Origin of the sequence: Kineosporia sp. NBRC 101677 (assembly GCF_030269265.1) — a bacterium.
GTDB classification, from domain to species: Bacteria; Actinomycetota; Actinomycetes; order Actinomycetales; family Kineosporiaceae; genus Kineosporia; species Kineosporia rhizophila.
On record NZ_BSTA01000002.1, the window covers coordinates 427548 to 445584 of the forward strand.

Annotated in this window: 19 protein-coding genes; 8 read left to right on the forward strand and 11 right to left on the reverse strand. The window is 68.1% G+C overall.

The genetic code is table 11. The annotated features are described in order from the left end of the window. Positions 1-125 precede the first annotated feature (125 nt). The gene (locus QSK18_RS07445) at positions 126-728 is read left to right on the forward strand and encodes a GNAT family N-acetyltransferase (RefSeq protein ID WP_232813849.1); all 603 of its coding nucleotides are present in this window, start codon (positions 126-128) and stop codon (positions 726-728) included. On the opposite strand, the gene QSK18_RS07450 is transcribed toward QSK18_RS07445, so the two are convergent. Both QSK18_RS07450 and QSK18_RS07455 read right to left on the reverse strand, forming a co-directional pair. Then, positions 611-1897, reverse strand: a complete 1287-nt coding sequence (locus QSK18_RS07450) for a hypothetical protein (protein ID WP_232813848.1) — start codon at positions 1895-1897, stop codon at positions 611-613. The genes QSK18_RS07445 and QSK18_RS07450 overlap by 118 nt on opposite strands. Next, positions 1894-2970 carry a helix-turn-helix domain-containing protein gene (locus tag QSK18_RS07455; protein WP_232813847.1) on the reverse strand — a complete coding sequence of 359 codons (1077 nt, stop codon included), beginning with the start codon at positions 2968-2970 and terminating at the stop codon, positions 1894-1896. The genes QSK18_RS07450 and QSK18_RS07455 overlap by 4 nt, the downstream gene beginning before the upstream one ends. Positions 2971-3944: 974 nt before the next feature. Between QSK18_RS07455 and QSK18_RS07460 the strand changes: the two genes are divergently transcribed. The 4 genes from QSK18_RS07460 to QSK18_RS07475 all read left to right on the forward strand — a co-directional run bounded on the left by QSK18_RS07460 (position 3945) and on the right by QSK18_RS07475 (position 7228). Next, complete coding sequence (locus QSK18_RS07460; RefSeq protein WP_232813846.1) at positions 3945-4298, forward strand: hypothetical protein; 354 nt, start codon at positions 3945-3947, stop codon at positions 4296-4298. A gap of 131 nt (positions 4299-4429) precedes the next feature. Continuing rightward, complete coding sequence (locus QSK18_RS07465; protein WP_285617437.1) at positions 4430-4714, forward strand: hypothetical protein; 285 nt, start codon at positions 4430-4432, stop codon at positions 4712-4714. 108 nt (positions 4715-4822) lie between these two features. Continuing rightward, a complete protein-coding gene (locus QSK18_RS07470; RefSeq protein ID WP_285617439.1) occupies positions 4823-5581 on the forward strand; it encodes a hypothetical protein in 759 nt (252 codons plus the stop codon). Positions 5582-5695: 114 nt separating this feature from the next. After that, on the forward strand, positions 5696-7228 hold the full coding sequence (locus tag QSK18_RS07475; RefSeq protein WP_285617441.1) for a hypothetical protein: 1533 nt from the start codon (positions 5696-5698) through the stop codon (positions 7226-7228). A 75-nt stretch (positions 7229-7303) separates the two neighbouring features. On the opposite strand, the gene QSK18_RS07480 is transcribed toward QSK18_RS07475, so the two are convergent. Next, the gene (locus QSK18_RS07480) at positions 7304-7768 is read right to left on the reverse strand and encodes a lamin tail domain-containing protein (RefSeq protein WP_232813842.1); all 465 of its coding nucleotides are present in this window, start codon (positions 7766-7768) and stop codon (positions 7304-7306) included. Positions 7769-7884: 116 nt separating this feature from the next. Continuing rightward, on the reverse strand, positions 7885-8721 hold the full coding sequence (locus QSK18_RS07485) for a hypothetical protein (protein WP_232813841.1): 837 nt from the start codon (positions 8719-8721) through the stop codon (positions 7885-7887). A 190-nt stretch (positions 8722-8911) separates the two neighbouring features. On the opposite strand from QSK18_RS07485, the gene QSK18_RS07490 reads away from it, so the two are divergent. Further along, the gene (locus QSK18_RS07490) at positions 8912-10054 is read left to right on the forward strand and encodes a glycoside hydrolase family 16 protein (protein WP_285617444.1); all 1143 of its coding nucleotides are present in this window, start codon (positions 8912-8914) and stop codon (positions 10052-10054) included. Here the strand turns inward: QSK18_RS07490 and QSK18_RS07495 are convergent. The 3 genes from QSK18_RS07495 to QSK18_RS07505 form a co-directional block, all read right to left on the reverse strand. Further along, complete coding sequence (locus tag QSK18_RS07495) at positions 10048-10761, reverse strand: urease accessory protein UreD (RefSeq protein ID WP_232813839.1); 714 nt, start codon at positions 10759-10761, stop codon at positions 10048-10050. The two genes, QSK18_RS07490 and QSK18_RS07495, sit on opposite strands and share 7 nt — an antisense overlap. Beyond that, complete coding sequence (gene ureG / locus QSK18_RS07500; RefSeq protein WP_408624142.1) at positions 10762-11445, reverse strand: urease accessory protein UreG; 684 nt, start codon at positions 11443-11445, stop codon at positions 10762-10764. Positions 11446-11506: 61 nt separating this feature from the next. Then, the gene (locus QSK18_RS07505; RefSeq protein WP_285617448.1) at positions 11507-12277 is read right to left on the reverse strand and encodes an urease accessory protein UreF; all 771 of its coding nucleotides are present in this window, start codon (positions 12275-12277) and stop codon (positions 11507-11509) included. 95 nt (positions 12278-12372) lie between these two features. Here QSK18_RS07505 and QSK18_RS07510 point away from each other — a divergent pair, with 95 nt between their 5' ends. Both QSK18_RS07510 and QSK18_RS07515 read left to right on the forward strand, forming a co-directional pair. Continuing rightward, complete coding sequence (locus QSK18_RS07510; protein ID WP_285617449.1) at positions 12373-13470, forward strand: AbrB family transcriptional regulator; 1098 nt, start codon at positions 12373-12375, stop codon at positions 13468-13470. Positions 13471-13555: 85 nt separating this feature from the next. Continuing rightward, positions 13556-14248, forward strand: coding sequence for a hypothetical protein (locus QSK18_RS07515; RefSeq protein WP_232813836.1), 693 nt, complete (start codon positions 13556-13558; stop codon positions 14246-14248). Positions 14249-14255: 7 nt separating this feature from the next. Here QSK18_RS07515 and QSK18_RS07520 read toward each other — a convergent pair whose 3' ends face one another. The 4 genes from QSK18_RS07520 to QSK18_RS07535 form a co-directional block, all read right to left on the reverse strand. Next, the gene (locus QSK18_RS07520) at positions 14256-15326 is read right to left on the reverse strand and encodes an ABC transporter substrate-binding protein (protein WP_285617451.1); all 1071 of its coding nucleotides are present in this window, start codon (positions 15324-15326) and stop codon (positions 14256-14258) included. A 56-nt stretch (positions 15327-15382) separates the two neighbouring features. Beyond that, on the reverse strand, positions 15383-17101 hold the full coding sequence (locus QSK18_RS07525) for an urease subunit alpha (RefSeq protein WP_232813834.1): 1719 nt from the start codon (positions 17099-17101) through the stop codon (positions 15383-15385). Positions 17102-17197: 96 nt separating this feature from the next. After that, positions 17198-17515: an urease subunit beta gene (locus QSK18_RS07530; RefSeq protein WP_232813833.1), complete on the reverse strand. Its 318-nt coding sequence runs from the start codon at positions 17513-17515 to the stop codon at positions 17198-17200. 9 nt (positions 17516-17524) lie between these two features. Next, entirely contained in the window at positions 17525-17827 is a 303-nt protein-coding gene (locus QSK18_RS07535) for an urease subunit gamma (RefSeq protein WP_232813832.1), read from the reverse strand. Between the last annotated feature and the right edge of the window lie 210 nt (positions 17828-18037).

Here is an 18037-nt window from a genome sequence, read left to right on the forward strand (position 1 = left end):
TGTCCGCCACCTTGATTCCGGAAGAAACGTGTCTGTCAGCGTCCCGCAACGACCGGGGGTAATCTGGCGCCAGCAGCCATGCAGACACCGCAGAGGCACAGTGCAGCTTGGGGACGGCGCGCGAGATGACTACAGGTGAGCGGCAGCATTCGCTCTATGGCTGCGCCGCTACGAAGGATGAGCCCCGGCCGTCCTTGGAACCGCGAATTCTGGGGCCGAGCGACTGGCGGGATCTGCGGAAGTTGCGGCTGCGCGCGCTGAAAGACTCACCACACGGGTTTGCACACAGTTTGCAGCAGGAACGCAGGTACCGCCCGAAGCGCTGGCGTCGGCTGCTGACCGAATCGACCTGGGTCGAGGTCCGGATGGTCAAGACCGGGAAGCCGGTGGGCATCGCCTGTCTTCGGGGCGAGTCGCCCGATCACGTCGGCGTCGATCCCAGCAGCGAGGTCCGCTACGTAGAGGGGGTCTGGGTCGACCGGGGCATTCGTGGTCGTGGCTCAGGAGCGGTGCGGCTGCTGATGGAACAGGTGGAGAAGCTCGCCCGCGAGCAGGACATCCAGAAACTGCTGCTGTGGGTGTTCGAGGAGAATGAGCACGCTCGGGACGTCTATGCGGCGCTCGAGTTCACGCCGACCAAGGACTGGGATCCCGAGGGAGACACCAGCCCGATCAAAGTCGGCTCGACCTGGCGTGTCGAGCGGCGCATGGGCAAGTGCCTGGTCTGAGACACCGCGGGCTGAGTCGCCCGTAGTCCGAGAAGCTGCAGGGCAGCGGTGAGGGTGCGCTCTTCGTCCAGGCGCTGCGTACGTTGCGCCCAGTAGTGCAGATCTTTCCGCCAAGCCTTGATGAAGTCGACGCACAGCCTTGGATGCAGACGGGCCAGCTGGTCGGCGGAGGCATGCAGGGAGATCAGAGCCGCGTCCCGGTCGGGGTCGGCACAATCGGTGAGTTGGACAGCGGTCTCGTCCAGGTCCTGACGCCGAGCCCGGATGAACTGCTTCCAGTACCGGGCATCGGCCGCAGCGAGCCGGTCAACGAACGCGAGTTCGCTGCCCTGGGTCTCGAACAGGGCGTAGAGCCCTTCGGCCAGGAGGTCCCCGAACTCCTCGGTGCGGGCCCGGTGCGGGTCCGCGTACGGGTGGTAGGGGGCCTGGCCCGCCTCGCCGACGACGCCGAGCTCCCGGTTGGCCGCCTGCTGGGCGAAGAAGAACCAGTCCTCGTTGTAGATGTCGGGGAAGAACGGAAGCGGCTGGTCCGAGCAGTTGACCCCGAGCGCGCCCCCGGTGACGAAGTTGTCCTGGGCCCGGCCGGCCAGACGGCGGGCGTGACAGACCACGGAATTGTCCGGGAACGACTTGCAGACCAGACCGGCCACCTGCCGGGTGTCCAGTTCCGTGGCGATCCGCCCGACGACGGCCGGGTCCAGGCCGGACATGTCCGAGAGCGGATCGATGTCGTCGTCCAGGAAAAGGACCTTGCTCCAACCGCGTAGCCGGGCCAGCAGAAGCCCCACGTTGCGCTTGAGACTGAGATCGCTGCTACGGCCTGCGCTGGCCAGGCGGAAACGCTGAACGCCGGTTCGCCGCGGCAGGAGCGGATGCTGGTAGCCGGTCGGAATGTCGACGGCGACCACGTGACCGGCTGCGAACCGGGTGGCGAGGGCGACTACTTCGTCAGCGTGCGTACCGAGACTGCACAACACCACGAGCTGGACGTCGAGGTGGGCCGAGAGCCGGATGGCGCTGCGGAGTGCAAGGGCCCCTCGAGAGGCCGGCACGATGATCGCGTTCAGCGGGGCTGAGGCCGTTTCGGGCCAATCGAAGTCGATGTGGGTGGGGCCGGGGTCGAGCAGCTTCACATGGGACGGCCGCTGCTGCACCTCGGCCGGCGTCACTGCTCACTCTCTTCTTGGGACCATGCGAACAACCTGGCCCGGTCGTTCTTGAAGTCGGGCGCGATGACTTTTCCCTGAATCACCGGTACCCGCATAAGAAGGGCGAAGTTGCCTTCGGGGAACCGCTCCGCAAGGTACTCCTGATTGCCGGCGCGGATGGTCTCGTCGGTGACGGCCAGCGCGGCGCCCAGCACGCCTCGGCTGTGTATGCCGTTGAGGATGGTCAGCGTGCGGTTGCTGTTAAACGGGTTGGCGACCCGGGCGATCAGAGCGACGTCCTCGATCAGCTCGTTCGTCTGCTCGTCGGCGACCGGGAAGAACACCTTCTCGTCGGACGTGACCGACTTGGCCAGCCGGAACACCTCACCGGTGGTGAGGTCGGGATGCTCGATTTGCTCGACCGGGAGATCGAGCATCGACAGCAGTCGCCGGGTCGTGCGGCTCCAGCCGATGCCCCCGAGCAGGACCAGATGGTTCTGGATCTCGCTGCGGCTGACGCTGTCGGACGTACGGTAGAAGACCTTCCGGCTCGGGTTCAGGGCCCGGATGTGGCCGAACACCTCGATCAGAGCGTCGGTATCGGCGAACTGATGGAGAAGGGTGTAGTTCGGCGAGTCGTCGGCGGCCAGGGGGCCACGGGCGTCCGCGGGGGCGTCGGGGCAGACAATGACAATGTCACCGTCGTCGTAGTCGAGCAGAATCCGCTGACGGGGGCCCTCTTCTTCCGGTTCCGGCTCGTCGGCCTGCAGCAGTTCGACCAGTTCTGCGTGCAGGCGCTCGTACTCGGTCCAGACGTCCGGGACGGCCCTCAGCTCGGAGGCCGAGGGAAGGCGTGCCTTGCGGCCGTCGAAGGAAGCCGTAGTGGCGAAGAAGCGCGCGTAGGCCTCGAGGCGGGCAGCGGTCGGGGCCTTCGGATTGTTGACCGACTCCCAGGAACTCAGGGTGGCGGATGCGACCGGCTTGTCGGTGCCCAGGGCGGAAGCCAGCAAAGTCTGGGTGAGTCCGGGGCGGTTCTCCCGAAGCTCCTTCAGCCGGTGCGCCAGACGCCGTGCGTTGCCGGATGCTGCGGGCATGCCCAACCCCCTCCAGGTCAGCAGCGCCGAAAGCGGGCCGAATGGTGCTTTGCTCGCCAACCGGAGTTTAAGGTCTTACCTACGCCCTTGGCGAGGTTAACCCGGGGTTGGGTATGGGTAGGGCAACTTTTCTGTCGGTTAGGCGGAAGTCGGCATCGGGAGGTGTTGCCGAACTTTCCGGCCGACCTGCGCAACCGGAGGCGTGGCTCGCGCCGACCGCGGTCCGGGCCGGTCAAGTTCGGTAGGGCTTTGCCCTGTTCGGCAGGCATCTTCGGTAGGGCGAGGGAGAGACCCGGCGATGGGCTCCGGCCGCCGTCAGAAGAAAGGGGGAGCCTCGGAGTGGAAAGGAGGACAATCCCTGCATCCGCTCATCGCGCGGATCCTTCAACAGAAGCTTGGGTCAAGTCTTCCCGAGGATGAGATTGGGAGAGTGCAACGCCGAGGCAGCGGTTTCTCTTCGCCGAGTGTTGATCCGAGATAGCGCCCACACGAGCAAAGATAATCCGCAATGTTTAACTGCGGATATGAGGTCTGTTGCCCAGAAATATTTTTCGAGCCTGGGAGGGCTTGACGAAGAGTCCTTCTCGAACTGGCCAAAGTCGCCCCCGGCGGGGATGACAAGGTCTACATCGGGCGGCGTCCGCCGGCCGTGTTGCTGTGCTGGTGACGAGTCGCCGACTCTGCCAACTTACCTAGAGGACAAGTCGTCCTTGTAAACCCGCTTCGAGCGTTTGCGCGTTGTCCCGTCGCCGCACGCTCAAGCCATGGACACGCTCAGAAGAACTTCCGTCAAGATCCCACTCCAGCACCGCAAGACCCGTTCCGTACCCGCACAAGAGGCTCTGCCCACGCGGCCCCCGGTCGAATCGGAAGGCTCGTCAGAGCCGGAGACCGCCGAGCCGGCGTTGCTCCCGAGTTCCCGGTCGTTCGACGCGGTGGGGTTGCCTCGCCGACTGACCCGGCTCCTCTGGGGTGTGGCCGGGATCGACCTGCTCTCCGGGGCCACTCTGTTGCTCATCGAGGCGCAGAAGATGCCTTGTGCCGGGCGACTTTGCGAGGTAACCACTTTGAACGGGCATGCGCAGGCCGCCGGGGTGATCTCCCTGATCGTTGCCGCGGTGCTGGTCGGTATTGCTCCGTTCACCGGGGGGCTGACCCGGGTCGGCGCGCTGACCGCGGTGCTCCTGGCCGTTCTGACGGTCGTCGGGCTGGTCGCCGCCGTCGGTGTGCTGCTGATGTCGGCTCTTGTGCTTTCCCTGGTCGTTGTCGCTGGGATCGCGATTGTCAGCGTCATGGCGGGTGCGACCCACGGGGACCTGACCCGCTGATCCCGAAAGACCGTTGACCAGAGGAGGTCGTGACGATGGGCCGGACCTTAGGATCCCGAGCGCGAACGGACGGACTGATCGGCCGGTCGCTGCCGGCGCTACTGCTCCTGAACGTGGTGACCGTGGCCTGGATGACGGCGGTCGGAGACCGGCTCGGTGAACACGGCCTGCTCGCCGTGTTCACCCTCGGCGGCCACCCCGACCTGGTCACGGTGCTGGCCACTGCGAGCTTCGTGATCCTGGCCGCGCTGGCCGCCACCGTCGAAGACATCGGTCGTGCCTCCGCACCGGCCCGGCTCCTGTTCGCCGTCGCCGCCGTTGCGACCGTGATCGCCACGGCGGGTCTGGCCTGCGTGGTCCTGCTCGTCGTTCTCGGCGGAAGCTTCGTCGGACTGCTGATCAAGCTAAGCCGCTGATCCGCCGGGGACTGGAATGCGGGCCGGGTCGTGAAGCACTGTAGATGCCTCACCGAGACCCGGATGAAGCGCAGTGTCCTCGGTGAGCGGGCGTCAGGAGAAGCACTCATGACCGCATCGGACCAGAGCATCGATGACCTGATCAGAGCTGTGCGAAGGCTGGCCCGGGGGGACTGGTTCGAGCTGGCCTTCCTGCCCGGAGGTGTTCCCGCGACCGGTGCTTCCGCCCTGGGCGTGCTCAACCTCCGGATCGCGCACCTCGTGGCTCAGAGCATGTGCCTGCAGACGCAGGGGCGCCTGATTGAGGCGGACCGGGCGCTCGGCAAGGCGCACGATCTGGCAGTGGGCGGCCCTGGGCGCCTGCACCTGCTCAAATTGCCCGGCCCGCCCAAGGCGGTGGCGCTGGGCCGCAACGTCTGGTGGTTGCTGGAGCGCGAGCAGAAGGAGTTGGAGTTCTTGCGGAGACTGGTGGTCGATGCCGAGAAAGGACGCGGCGAGATTGTCCTGGCCTGCATCGAGTTCTATACCTGGGTCGAGTTCGATCCGTTCCTTCTCGGCAAGCACGGTCCCGAGCAGACGCAGCACTTCAACCGTCCGGCTTTGATGAACAAGCACGACCTCTGCGACCGGGCAACAATGCTGCGCCAGTTCGGACAGTCACGACGAGGCGACGTGGCATCGAAGACATGGGATCGTATGGGAGGTGAATGGAGCGTACGAGCCCGGGCATTGAGGAAGCTGGCCGGGGAGTCTTTGGCCCGGTCCCTGCCGAAAGACGGACGGCCGCCGGTGCGGCTGGGACGGCTCTGCGCGTACCAGTACGCGCAGCAGGTGCAAGCGGATGTCTTGACGACAGACACAACCTAGCCAGCAGCATTCGGAAGTGCGATCGTCTGTTCCGACGAGGATTGATTAAGTTCAGTTGAACTCGCGGAGACGGCAGTTCGAAGCGTCGGCCCACGTGCTGGAGGCGAGCCCGCGATGACTTTCACCGTGAATACGTCGCCGGACGGCGGGCGCGAGACAGATCGGCCCACCTTCGTGATCAGACCGCAGGAGCAGGAGGCAGAGGTACCTGATCTTGCTCATCGAGTAATGATCGGGGCCAGCGTTCAGTTGAGCTGGACGCCCTGGACGCCGGACCGGTGGCAGAGCCTTCAGTTCGAGAGGCCGTCGGTGAGTGAGGCGGCGCCGGTCTTACGGGGACTGGCTGGTGACGGTGTGGCCCGAGGACTGCCCCGGGTGATGGACAGGCTGACCGAAGATGATGACGAAACAACCCATCTGACCGCGCCGTTCGCTGAGCATCCCACCGGGGATCGCGAAGCCTGGCTGCGCTATGCAGCGGTTGAGTCGTTCGATCGCTGGCTTCAGCTCTCATTGGACCAGCTGCTGGTCGAGGCGGAACGAGCCACTGTCCAGATGGCTGTTGCCGAGACGCTGCCACTCGACAGCGTCAATCGAAAGAGCCTGATCGAACAGGCCCTTGGCCGTGCCCGGCTGGCGTCTCCGGGGGTGACCCGGTACTTGCAGCGTCTTATGTCGGGGGGAGCCAGACCGCCGGCTGTTCTGGAAAATGCAATCCGACCGCTGATCGTCGGTTACGGAGCTCTTGCGAAAGAGGTGCGTGACCCGCGAACCGGTCTGAGCGAGCTCGACTCGGCCCTCACCGCTGTGCAGAAGACCTGGCACGAGTTCTCCGAGTGGCCCTGGAGCGAAGGTCGCGCCGAGCCGGGCGCCTGTGCTGACATGAATCCGGTGTCCGGCGCGGGCCGTGACCTGCTCGACCCTCGGTTGTTCCCGGCTCGGCTCCTGTCTCTCGGATGCGATCCGGATGCGCCGGAGATTCAGATTGTTCCGGCTGGTGATGGACATGTGCACGTTCGAGTACAAGCCTTCCGGCCGGCCGGAGAACGATCCTTCGACGACGAGCTGCTGAGTATGCGTCTGGTCGACCATGATGGTCGGGAAGTGTCGTGCGGCGTCCTGCACAGGCCCGCATTACAAAGGTTCGAGGCAGATGGCGCCAGCGCCTTCACCGGCGAACTGCCTCTGATGGGGTCGCCACTCGATGCGGTGCGGGTGGAGGTCTACGACGAAGCTGCCGGTGCCCCACCCGGTAGTGGCAACGACCGTGAGGCTCTGCGGCGGGTGCGTAAGGCGGTCTTCTTTCTCGGGTCATGGCGAAAACTGGTCGCCGACACCCTGATTCAGCCGACCAGGTTTTCCCTGACCGAACGGCTCAACGGCATCGTCTCCGCGCTGTGCCTCGGCCGGGAACAGTCTGCGGATCCCGACCTGCCGCTCTGGGTGGGTGGGCCTGTCAAGTCTGAGCTGCAGGAACTGGTGCGGCTTGGCGACAACAGGCTCCGAAGCCTGCTTCGGAAAGACGCTGACTTGGAAGGCGTTTCTGAGGGCGCCGCAGTCGTGCTTCGCTCGACCGTCGGGCCGGGGGCGTTACTGGTGGCTGAACTGGCGGCAGCGGCTTCGGGGTCGCGCCGTTACACCGACTGAAGAAGGCCGAAAACCAGGTCGCGCGACTGGGCGGGACCGCCGCCGGCTATGACGCCGATCCCGCCCACAGTGACCTCAGCAGCTCTGCTGCGTGTCCCCGCCGTCCCACTCACACGTGTCCACCGTGCCGCCCTTGGCGTTCAGCAGGTAGGCCGTGTCCCCGTCGTTGTTCCAGACGTACCAGCCCCGGCCCCAGTACTTGTTGGCCTTCGCGTCCTCACCCTTGCCGGTGCGCACCCGGATCGTCTGGCCCGGCTTGAGCGTGCGCTTCTTGAACGTGTAGGTGTAGCCGGTCTCGTCGGAGAGCGTGAAACCGCCGATCTTGCGGGCCTTCTTGCCGGTGTTCTTGATCAGGACCCACTCGGCGTTGAGGCTCTCGTTCGAGCGCCGGTCGGCCCCCGGGCTGTCGTACTGCACCGTGATGATCCGTACCCCCTTGCTCGCCGCCTGGGCCGGAGAGGCCGGGGAGACGACGGTGAGGGCGAGGGCGGAGGCGGCCACGGCGGCGGCGATGCCGGTGCGGCGGAAAAGGGTGAGCATGGGTCGGATGCTTCCTTCGGGCTATGTGGGACATAAGGTGCCGCCCAGATTAGGGACACCTGTCGCCCAGCTTTTCCGACATCAGCCAGTGTCATACGAATGGGGGAGACCGGGCCTCAGCGGATGGTGATGACCTGACTGCGCTGCCGGGTGATCGAGTAGACCCGGCCGTTCAGCGGCGACTTGTTGATCCCCATCAGCGTGAAGGTGTACTTCGCCCCGCGTTGCAGGCCGGTCACCTGGGCGTTCATCTGCTGGCACCCGTCCGCGGCGGCGACCTTCGTGAACTTCTTGGGCGGCTGCGGCACCGGTCGGCTGTAGTCGAACTGGATCACGTTCTCCGGCACCGCCACCACCTCGTACCACTGGGTGTCCGGGTCGCCCATGTCGTACCAGCGCACCGACACCGCCCCGCCACCGGTTGCCGTCACCACGTAGTTGCGCACGATCGACACCGGGTTGTGCGGCTGCATGCAGGCGTCGGGCGGCTGGAGGCTGACCGTCGGCATCGGCGGCGGTCCGGAGAACAGCACGCGGTGGGGGTGCTCGGGCGGGGCGATGGCCGGGCGCGCCGGTTCCTCCGGTCGCTCGGTGACCCGTGGCGCCTGGGGCACCTTACGGATCTGCGACCACTCCGGTACGTCCTCGAAGTACATCCAGTCCACGACCTTGCCCGCGTTCAGGCGCTCGGCCGACTCGTCCTTGTCCGCCGCAGCCTTGGCCTTGACCAGCGCGACGGCGTCGTGCACGACGGGATCGAGCGCCCCGGTGGCGAACAGGCCCCCGGCGATCGCGGTGAGTCCCAGCGAGGCGGCCAGGAGCGTCGTGCGGTCCTTCTTGCTACGAACAGTGGACGATGGGGGCGACGGGGTTGTTCGGCTTACCTTTGTGGGCTGGGAGGTGAGGGGCCCGCTCGGGCGCACCGGCCGTCCATTGTTCTTCGCCCGTGCCACCCGAACACCCTCCTCGACCAGTCGCGTCACCCTTGCCGGGGGTGCATCGGCAGGCGCCGCGGGCATCTGGGCGGGGTCGGCGGAACTGTCACCCAGGCGGACGTCACCCGACCGGCGGTTCTCGTCGTCTCAGGAATGACGCGTAAGGTACAGCGACGCACGAACCGCTGGATCCGTACGAGAGGCAGGCATGAGGGCGAGCCGCTACCGGCGCTACCTCGCTGCGGCAGGGCTGTCCGCCGTCACCCTGACGGCCGGGGCACACACTGCCGCGGCTGCTCCCGCCACCCAGACCCCCGGTACCGAGTCGAGCGCCACTCCGAGCGCCGCGCCGAGTGCGGAGGCGACCAAGAAGCCGGCCAAGAAGAAGCCGAGCTGGAAGCTGCGCAGCGAGGTCAACTTCAACGGCTCCAGCCTGCCCGAGGGCTGTGTGGAGTACTCCGGCGAGTACGCGGCCGGCAACAGCGCCTGGTCCGAGGACAACGCCTCCCTGAAGAAGGGGGTGCTGTCGCTGAAGGTCGAGAAGAAGAAGACCGACGGGCAGGCGTACACCACCGGCGGCATGGGCTGCTGGAACTGGCCGCAGACCTACGGCAAGTTCGAGGTCAAGGCCAAGGTTCCGGTGGGCAAGGGGATCAACAGCTACATCTCGCTGTCACCGGCCAAGGACAACAGCGCCAACGCGTTCACCAGCCTCGAGCTGCTGGCCCCGGACACTGCCACGGCCTACGTCAGCAACGGCTACGGCAAGGGTTCCGAGCAGGCCCACTCGGAGCAGGACCTGGCCAAGAAGATGCACACGTACACGATCGAGTGGGCGCCCAAGCACCTCCTGGTCCGGCTGGACGGCGAGGAGATCTTCTGGTCGGACAAGTCCTACAAGGGCTCGCGCTGGCTCAGCATGGCCACCACCACCGGTGACTCGCTCACCGGGAAGCCGGACAAGAGCTCCAAGCTGCCGAAGACCTTCGAGATCGACTCGATGAAGATCTGGGAGTACACCAAGGTCCAGCCCGAGCCGGGGCAGACCCTGAGCGTGGGGGCCGACGACACGATCGCCGGTGCCACGCCCGGTGCCTCCGCCGCTCCCGATGCCTCAGCTTCTCCGGGAGCGTCGGCCGGGGCCACGCCGAGCGGGTCTGCCGCAGCGGCAGCCGGCGGCTCGGAAGACGACGCGTCGGGCGGGGGAACGCTCACCGGCGGCATCTGGCCCTGGCTGATCGGCGGCAGCGTGATGGTCGCCTCGGCGGTGGCGATCCTCAGCTATCCGGGGCGCCGTAAGAGCAAGAAGCCGCCGGCGCCCCAGCCTGAGCAGTACTCCCGGCCCTACTGAGCCGGTACCGCCTGGCTGTGCCCACTTGCCATGCTCTCCGCGCTCAGGAGATCGGCTTGCACCGGCAGGAGGTCCGCGCCCGTGGCCGTGACCAGCAGACCTCCGCCGGTCAGCGGCATGGCCACTGCGTCGCCACTGGTGGCGGGCACTGCCCCGGCCAGGTCGCTGCGGGCCAGGGTGGAGATGACCCGGGTGCCGCCGACCGCCACCACTCGTGAGCGCAGGGTGTGCCGCAGCACCGGAGCGCCGTCGCGGGTGATCACCGTGCGCCCGGACCACTCGCCCGGGCCCTCGTAAGCCCGCCCGAGCAGCACCTGTTCCACCAAGCGGGCCTGGCCGTCGCCGGAAAGGCTTACGGTGGTCCGGCTCTCGTGCTGCGCGCCGTGGCACACCACGGTCGGTTCCGGGGCCAGGTCGAGCCAACCCCCGTCGTCCACCCGCAGATTCAGCTCCATCACCGAGTCCGGCCGCATCCGCCCGGGCTGAATGATCGTGGCGCCCGCGCTGCGCACGCTCAGCCGCGCTCCCGGTCCGACCTGGACATCGACGACGGCCCGGTCGCCACCCAGCGGACCGGCGGCGGTGCCGACGAGGTGCACGACCCCTGCGCCGGTCTGCCGGGCGGCGAAATGCCCACCGCCGCGGATGCTCTGGACGACCGTGTTCGCGCCCCGGGCGACCGCGACGATCTCAAGACGTGAATCCACTTAGGCGCGAACCGCGGTCCGGTCGAGCTGGGCCATCACCCAGGCCACCACGTCGGTCGCCCGCGGGTCCTCGCGCAGCGACTGCAGCACCACCGGCTGCTCGCCCCGGACCTTGTGCGCGTCGCCGGACATCACGTCCAGGTCGGCGCCGACCAGCGGGGCCAGGTCGGTCTTGTTGATCACCAGCAGGTCGGCCGTGGTCACCCCGGGCCCGCCCTTGCGCGGCACCTTGTCGCCGCCGGCCACGTCGACCACGAAGATCTGCACGTCGACCAGGCCCTTGCTGAACGAGGCGGTCAGGTTGTCGCCGCCCGACTCGACCAGCACCAGGTCGAGCGGGGCCAGGCGCTCCACCAGGTCGTCGATCGCGTCGAGGTTGGCCGTGATGTCGTCGCGGATCGCGGTGTGCGGGCAGCACCCGGTCTGCACCGCCACGATCCGCTCGTCCGGCAGAACCGCGTTGCGGCGCAGGAAGTCGGCGTCTTCGGTGGTGTAGATGTCGTTGGTGACCACGCCCAGCTGAAGGCGCTCGCCGAGCACCCGGCAGAGGGCGGCCACCAGCGCGGTCTTGCCCGAGCCGACCGGCCCGCCGATGCCGATCCGCAGCGGACCGTGCTCACCGGAGAGGCGCCCCGGCCCGGAGAGGTGCTCGTGCGGATCGTCGCCCGGCAGGTCGTGGGGCAGGGCGGCCGGGCGGGGCACGCCGAGCCGGGCACCGCCGTGGGCGGAGTCGGTGAGGTGAAGGTCAGGACGCAAAGAGGCGCTCCTCTCGGGCGGCGTGGCGCTCGGCCAGCAGGTCCAGCAGGGGGTCTGAGTCGTCGGGCAGAAGATCAAAATCGATACTGAGGACGTTTGTCTCGCCGCAGGTGGGGAGCGGCGGCGCTTCGGGGTGGCTGGGCCGGTCGACGGGGGTGGTCGCGGGCCAGCCGAGAAGGGCGGCGGCGGCGATCTGTTCGATGGCGGGGCCGAGCCGGACGGTGACGGCGGCGACGGAGACCGGGTCGAGGGCGAGCAGGCGCTGGGCGGCGGTGGAGGGCGCGCTCACCGAGAGGTAGGCGGCGGCCAGGGCGGCGCCTTCGGCCGAGACTCCACCGGCGGCGCAGGCGCAGCCCAGGACGATCGGGTGGTGGGGCCGGGCGCCGAGGTCGCTCCAGCTCAGCGTGGTCGACGGCGCGGCCCAGGCGGCGCGGGCGGTACGCAGCAGCCCGCGGCCCTGCGCTCGTGCGGCCAGACGCTGGGCGGGGGAGGGGGTGCGGGCGTCGGCCTCGGCGTCGAGCCGGGCCAGCTGGGCGGGGGCGTCCGGCGAGTGGCTCAGCACCGTTGCCGCTGCGGCCAGACCGGCCGTGACCAGGCCGGTGGTGCGCAGACGGCGTTCCAGGAACCGTTCCAGGCTCACCACCCCGGTGACCAGGCCCTCGGTGATCGCCTGCTCGATCCCGCCGGAGTGCACGTGGCCCCCGCTGGGCAGCCGCTGGTCGGCCAGGGCCAGCAGCGAGGCAATTCCGGGGGCGAACACGGGCCCAGCCTAGGCGCCTCTTGTTACGAACAGTGTTCCCCAGAACCGACTGAGCCGACAGGCGTCCCTCATTGGTTCGGTCATAGGCTGACTGCGTGCCGGATGCCCCCGATCCGCCGCAGGAACACACCCGCAGCCCCTGGGCCTGGGCGATCCTGATCGGCCTGGTCCTGATCTTCTCGCTGCTCCTGGGGCTGGCCGGGCTGCCCTCTCCGGCGCTGTTCGGATCGCTCGCCGCCGGCCTGATTTTCGCCCTGACCGCGCCGCGGGTGCCCAAGGTGCCCACCTTCACGTTCACCTTCGCCCAGGCCGTGCTCGGGGCGGCGATCGGCGCCTCGCTCGAGCCCAGCACCCTGGTCTCGCTGCGCCAGGACTGGTTCTGGGTGCTCGTCTCCTGCCTGGGCACGCTGCTGCTCAGCGTGGTGGCGGGCTACGTGCTGCGGCTGCGGCGGGGGATCTCCACCGCCACCGGCGTGTTCGCGATGATCGCCGGGGGTGCTTCCGGAATCGTCGCCGTCTCGCGGGATCTGGGCGCGGACGACCGGGTGGTGGCGGTGGTGCAGTACCTGCGGGTGCTGATCATCCTGCTCGGAATGCCGTTGGTGGCGCAGGTGGTGTTCGACGCGGCCGGTCCCTCCGACGCGCAGATCTACGATCCCGCAACCACGTTCGGGCAGGCCGGGGCTGGAGCGGTGCTCGCCGGACTGGCCGTCGCGGCGGTGTCCCTGCTGATCGGCCTGCCTCTGGCCCGGTTCATCCGGTTCCCGGCCGGTGCCCTGATCTTTCCCATGATCGTGGCCGCCGTGCTGGCCGGTACCGGCGCGATCGAGGCCGACTTCCCGTCCTGGCTGGAGAGCCTCGGCTTCGCCCTGATCGGCCTGCAGGTCGGCCTGCGGTTCACCCGGGCCAGCCTGAAGTCGGTGGCGGCCGTGCTGCCGCTGGCCGCCCTGGTCATCATCGGCCTGATCGTGGCCTGTGCCGGGCTCGGCGTGATCCTGGCCCGGGCCACCGGTCAGAGCATGCTCGACGGCTACCTGGCCACCACCCCCGGCGGCCTCTACGCCGTCCTGGCCACCGCGGTGGGCAGCGGTGCGGACGTCACCTTCGTGCTCATGGTGCAGATCGCCCGCTTGTTCGTAATGCTCCTGTGCGCACCGCTTCTGGCCCGGCTGATCGCCGGTCCGAAGACCTGACAAGCTGGTTACGGGCTCAGATGTTCGGTCCAGAAGCCCGGGAACCCTGTGTCGGACGTGACGGTAGGCACCTAACGTCACCTGCATGCTGAGAAGACTCGGGGCAGTCCCGGTGGTCGTCGCCGGGTTGGTCCTCACCCCTCTGACCTCCACGCCCGCGAACGCCGTGCCCACCCAGGCCGACGGCGGAACCACGGTCACCCAGGCCACGGTCACCACCGCGGCGGCCGACTGCAAGTACACGCCCACTTCGGTGGCCCTCAAGGGCCGGCCGAAGGCGCTGAAGTTCTCCGTGCCGGACGCCGCCGACTGGAACGTCCGGATCCCCGACGCCAAGGTCGACGCCGCCCCCGGACGACGGGTGAAGACGTTCTACGCCAAGGACTTCAAGAACTCCGACGCCGGACTTCACCAGGCCACGGTGGTCCGCGGCAAGGAGAGCTGCGCCAGCACGTTCCGGCTGATGCGGGGCAGCCTGGTCACCCTGCTGATCACGCACAAGCACCCGTACCGGTTCGTGGGTGGGTCGGTGCAGCGGTTCAACCTCGGCCCGGACGGGGGCCGCAGCATCCTGCCCGGCGCCCGGGTGGCGATCCAGCGTCACACCAAGGAGGGCTGGGTCACCCACCGGGTGCTGACCACGAACAAGAAGGGCGTGTTCGTGACCCGGCTGAAGATCGGCAAGCGCACCTGGCGCGCCGTCTTCAACTCCACCTCCACCACCCAGGGCTCGACCTCACGCATCGCCCGGGACGAGACGGAGTTCAACGACCTGTAGGTCTGCTTCAGGCGGCGCCGGTGATCTCCGCGGGGGACTCACCGGCGACCGCCTTCTTCAGCGCCGGAGTCAGGTGCTCGAGAACGTATTTCAGGCTCGCCGGGGTGACGAAGTACATCGCTCCGGACAGGATCGGATCGGTGTAGACGGTGCGCTGCTCCTTCACCACGCCGAGTGCGGCGTAGGTGGGCACCTTCTCCAGCGTGGCGATGTCCTCGGCCTTCTCGGCCGCGATCACCAGCACGTCGGTGTCGATCACGTCGAGCCGCTCGGACGAGATCGCGGCCTGCTCGCCGGGTTTGGCCAGCTCGGTCAGGTCGGGGTTGACGGTGAAGCCGAGCATCGAGAGGAAGTCGGTGCCGAGGCCGGGCGGGTACACGTAGATCAGCCCGTCGTAGAAGCCGTTCTGGCTGAACGTGGCCACCTTGCCGGCGAACTCGGGGTTGGCCTCCGCGGCCTGGGCGTAGGCGTCCTTGGTCGACTCAACGAGGTTCTGGCCGACCTTCTCCTGCCCCAGGGCCTTGGCGATCAGCAGGGTCTGGTCTTCCCAGGGGGAGAAGTAGTCGGTGCCACCGACCACGCCCGGCAGGGTCGGCGCCATCTTCGAGAACTTCTCGTAGTCGGACTCTTTCATGCCCGAGTTGGTGCCGATGATCAGGTCCGGCTGCAGAGACGCGATCTTCTCGTACTCGAAGCCGTCGGCGGTGCTGAGCACGGTCGGTTCGGCGTCGCCGAGCAGTTTCTGGGCCCAGGGCCAGACCGCGTAGGGCTGCTCGCCGTACCACTCCGTCACCGCGACCGGGGTGAAGCCCAGTTCGAGCACGATGTCCTGCTCGGACAGCCCGACGACGACGATCCGCTTCGGCTCGGCCTCGACCGTGGTCTCGCCGAAGCGGTGCTGGACGGTGGCAGGGAAGTTGCCCGGCGCCGTACTGGCCGGCGAGTCTCCGGGAACGCGCTCGTCGGACCCCGAGCCACAGGCAGCCAGCAGAGTGCCGCCGGCCAGCGAAAAGCCGGCCAGTAGGGCCGAGCGACGGGTGAACTCGGCCGAACTGCGGGCAAAGGGTCTTGAGGGCATGCGCCGCAAAGTAGCACGAGCCAGGTAAGGCTCACCTAACTTTGCGGCGTAAGGCCTCAGAACATGAAGTAGCGCTGCGCCATCGGCAGGCTGGTGGCCGGTTGCTCCTCCCAGACCTCACCGTCGATGCGCACCGTGAAGGTGTCGGGGTCGACCTGGATGTCAGGGGTAGCAGTGTTCTCCGGCATGTCGGCCTTACCGCGCTGACGCACGTTCTCCACCGCCACCAGTCGCCGGTTCACGTTCAGCCGCCGCTCCAGGCCGTCTTCGATCGCCTGCGGGGCCACGAAATGCACGCTGGTGGCCGCGGCGACCACAGGGGCAGCGCCGAACATGGGGCGGGGCAGAACCGGCTGCGGGGTAGGGATCGAGGCGTTCGCATCGCCCATCTGCGCCCAGGCGATCATGCCGCCCTTGAGTACGGCGTGCGGGCGTACCCCGAAGAAGGCCGGGTCCCACAGCACCAGGTCGGCCAGCTTGCCCTTCTCGATCGAGCCGATCTCCTTCTCCATGCCGTGCGCCACCGCCGGGCAGATCGTGTACTTGGCGATGTAGCGCCGGGCCCGCAGGTTGTCGTTGTGCACGTCACCGTCGAGCAGACCCCGACGGCTCTTCATCACGTGCGCCGTCTGCCAGGTGCGCAGCACGACCTCGCCGATCCGGCCCATCGCCTGGGCGTCCGAGCCGATCATCGAGATCGCGCCCAGGTCGTGCAGCAGGTCCTCGGCGGCGATGGTCGAGGGCCGGATCCGGGACTCGGCGAAGGCCAGGTCCTCAGGGATGCTCGGCGACAGGTGGTGGCAGACCATCAGCATGTCCAGGTGCTCGGACAGCGTGTTGACGGTGTGCGGCCGGGTCGGGTTCGTGCTCGAGGGCAGGATGTGGCCGTAGCCGGCCACGGTGATGATGTCCGGCGCGTGCCCGCCGCCGGCGCCCTCGGTGTGGTAGCTGTGGATCGCCCGGCCGTTGATCGCGGCCAGCGTGGACTCCACGTAGCCGGCCTCGTTCAGGGTGTCGGTGTGGATGCTGGCCTGTACGCCGGTCTGGTCGCAGACGGTCAGGCAGGCGTCGATCGCCGCGGGGGTGGTGCCCCAGTCCTCGTGCAGCTTGAAACCCGAGGCCCCGGCCCGCAACTGCTCCCACATCGCCTCGTGCGAGACGGTGTTGCCCTTGCCCAGCAGGGCCACGTTGACCGGCTGGCCGTCCATCGCCTCGAGCATCCGGGCCAGGTACCACGACCCGGGCGTGACCGTGGTGGCCTTGGTGCCCTCGGCCGGTCCCGTACCGCCGCCGATCAGCGTGGTGATGCCGTTGCCGAGCGCCTCCGGCACGATCTGCGGGCAGATGAAGTGCACGTGGCAGTCGATGCCGCCGGCGGTGAGGATCTTGCCGTTGCCGGCCAGGATCTCGGTGTTCGGGCCGACCACCAGATCGGGGTGCACCCCGTCCATCGTCTCCGGGTTGCCCGCCTTGCCCAGCGCCACGATGCGGCCGTCCCGCACCCCCACGTCGGCCTTGATCACGCCCCAGTGGTCCAGGACCAGGGCGCCGGTGATGATCAGGTCGGGGGTGCCCTGGGCGCGGGTGGCGCGGCCTTGGCCCATCGACTCGCGCAGCACCTTGCCGCCGCCGAACACCGCTTCCTCGCCGGCCCGGCCCGGTCCGCCGCAGCGGTCCTCGGTGGGGGAGATGAACAGGTCGGTGTCGGCCAGGCGGACCCGGTCGCCGACGGTGGGACCGTAGAGCTGGGCGTAGCGCGCGCGAGAGAGGTCCAAGCCGGTCAGCCTTCCTGGTTTTCGAACTACTGAGGGACGCTCGTGGGCACCTTCGTCGCTGAGGCTGACAAACGTCCTCAATGCGGTTTTCTGCTCTTAATCGGTCTGGTCGAGCGGGCCCGGCGCGGGCAGGCTCAGACCTGGCACCACCCGGGAGCCGGCGATCGGCACCAGGGTGACCTCGCGGTCCACGCCCGGCTCGAACCGCACCGCGGTACCGGCCGCGATGTCGAGCCGGTGGCCGTGTGCCCGGTCCCGGTCGAACTCCAGCGCCCGGTTGGCCGAGGGGAAGTGGAAGTGCGAGCCGACCTGCACCGGCCGGTCGCCGGTGTTGACCACCCGGACGGTGATGCGCTCGGCGCCCTCGTTCAGCGTGATGCTGCCGTCCGCGGGAATGACCTCACCAGGGTTCATCGGGCCCTCCTAGACGATCGGCTGGTGCACGGTGACGAGCTTGGTGCCGTCCGGGAAGGTGGCCTCGACCTGGACCTCGGCCAGCATCTCGGGCACCCCCTCCATCACGTCGTCGCGGCTGAGCACCTCACGGCCGGCCTGCATGAGGTCGGTGACCAGCCGGCCGTCGCGGGCGCCCTCCAGCACGAACGAGCTGAGGATCGCCACCGCCTCGGGGTGGTTGAGCTTCAGGCCGCGGTCCTTGCGCCGCCAGGCCAGGTCGGCGGCGTAGGAGAGCATCAGGCGCTCCTGCTCGTGCGGGGAGAGCTGCATGGGGCGGATCCGTTCATCGTCAGCTTCCTGGGCTGCCGGGCACGATAGCGAGCGGTTGTTACAACCAGAGGCACATCGGAAGGCGACATCCGGGCGCGCTCGCCGGCCACCGGCGTCCACAGGAAACTATGTGAAACTTGAACTTGTTCTGGGGTCGTCCGGGGTGTAGCGGTAGCGTTGCGACGTTCCCCTCAGCGACAGCCCGGAACC

Bases quoted from the DNA above. Each gene is read 5' to 3' on its own strand.
- QSK18_RS07445 (WP_232813849.1), top strand. From the start codon at position 126: ATGACTACAGGTGAGCGGCAGCATTCGCTCTATGGCTGCGCCGCTACG.
- QSK18_RS07455 (WP_232813847.1), bottom strand. From the start codon at position 2,970: ATGCCCGCAGCATCCGGCAACGCACGGCGTCTGGCGCACCGGCTGAAG.
- QSK18_RS07465 (WP_285617437.1), top strand. From the start codon at position 4,430: ATGACGGCGGTCGGAGACCGGCTCGGTGAACACGGCCTGCTCGCCGTG.
- QSK18_RS07470 (WP_285617439.1), top strand. From the start codon at position 4,823: ATGACCGCATCGGACCAGAGCATCGATGACCTGATCAGAGCTGTGCGA.
- QSK18_RS07475 (WP_285617441.1), top strand. From the start codon at position 5,696: ATGACTTTCACCGTGAATACGTCGCCGGACGGCGGGCGCGAGACAGAT.
- QSK18_RS07480 (WP_232813842.1), bottom strand. From the start codon at position 7,768: ATGCTCACCCTTTTCCGCCGCACCGGCATCGCCGCCGCCGTGGCCGCC.
- QSK18_RS07490 (WP_285617444.1), top strand. From the start codon at position 8,912: ATGAGGGCGAGCCGCTACCGGCGCTACCTCGCTGCGGCAGGGCTGTCC.
- QSK18_RS07515 (WP_232813836.1), top strand. From the start codon at position 13,556: ATGCTGAGAAGACTCGGGGCAGTCCCGGTGGTCGTCGCCGGGTTGGTC.
- QSK18_RS07520 (WP_285617451.1), bottom strand. From the start codon at position 15,326: ATGCCCTCAAGACCCTTTGCCCGCAGTTCGGCCGAGTTCACCCGTCGC.
- QSK18_RS07530 (WP_232813833.1), bottom strand. From the start codon at position 17,515: ATGAACCCTGGTGAGGTCATTCCCGCGGACGGCAGCATCACGCTGAAC.
- QSK18_RS07535 (WP_232813832.1), bottom strand. From the start codon at position 17,827: ATGCAGCTCTCCCCGCACGAGCAGGAGCGCCTGATGCTCTCCTACGCC.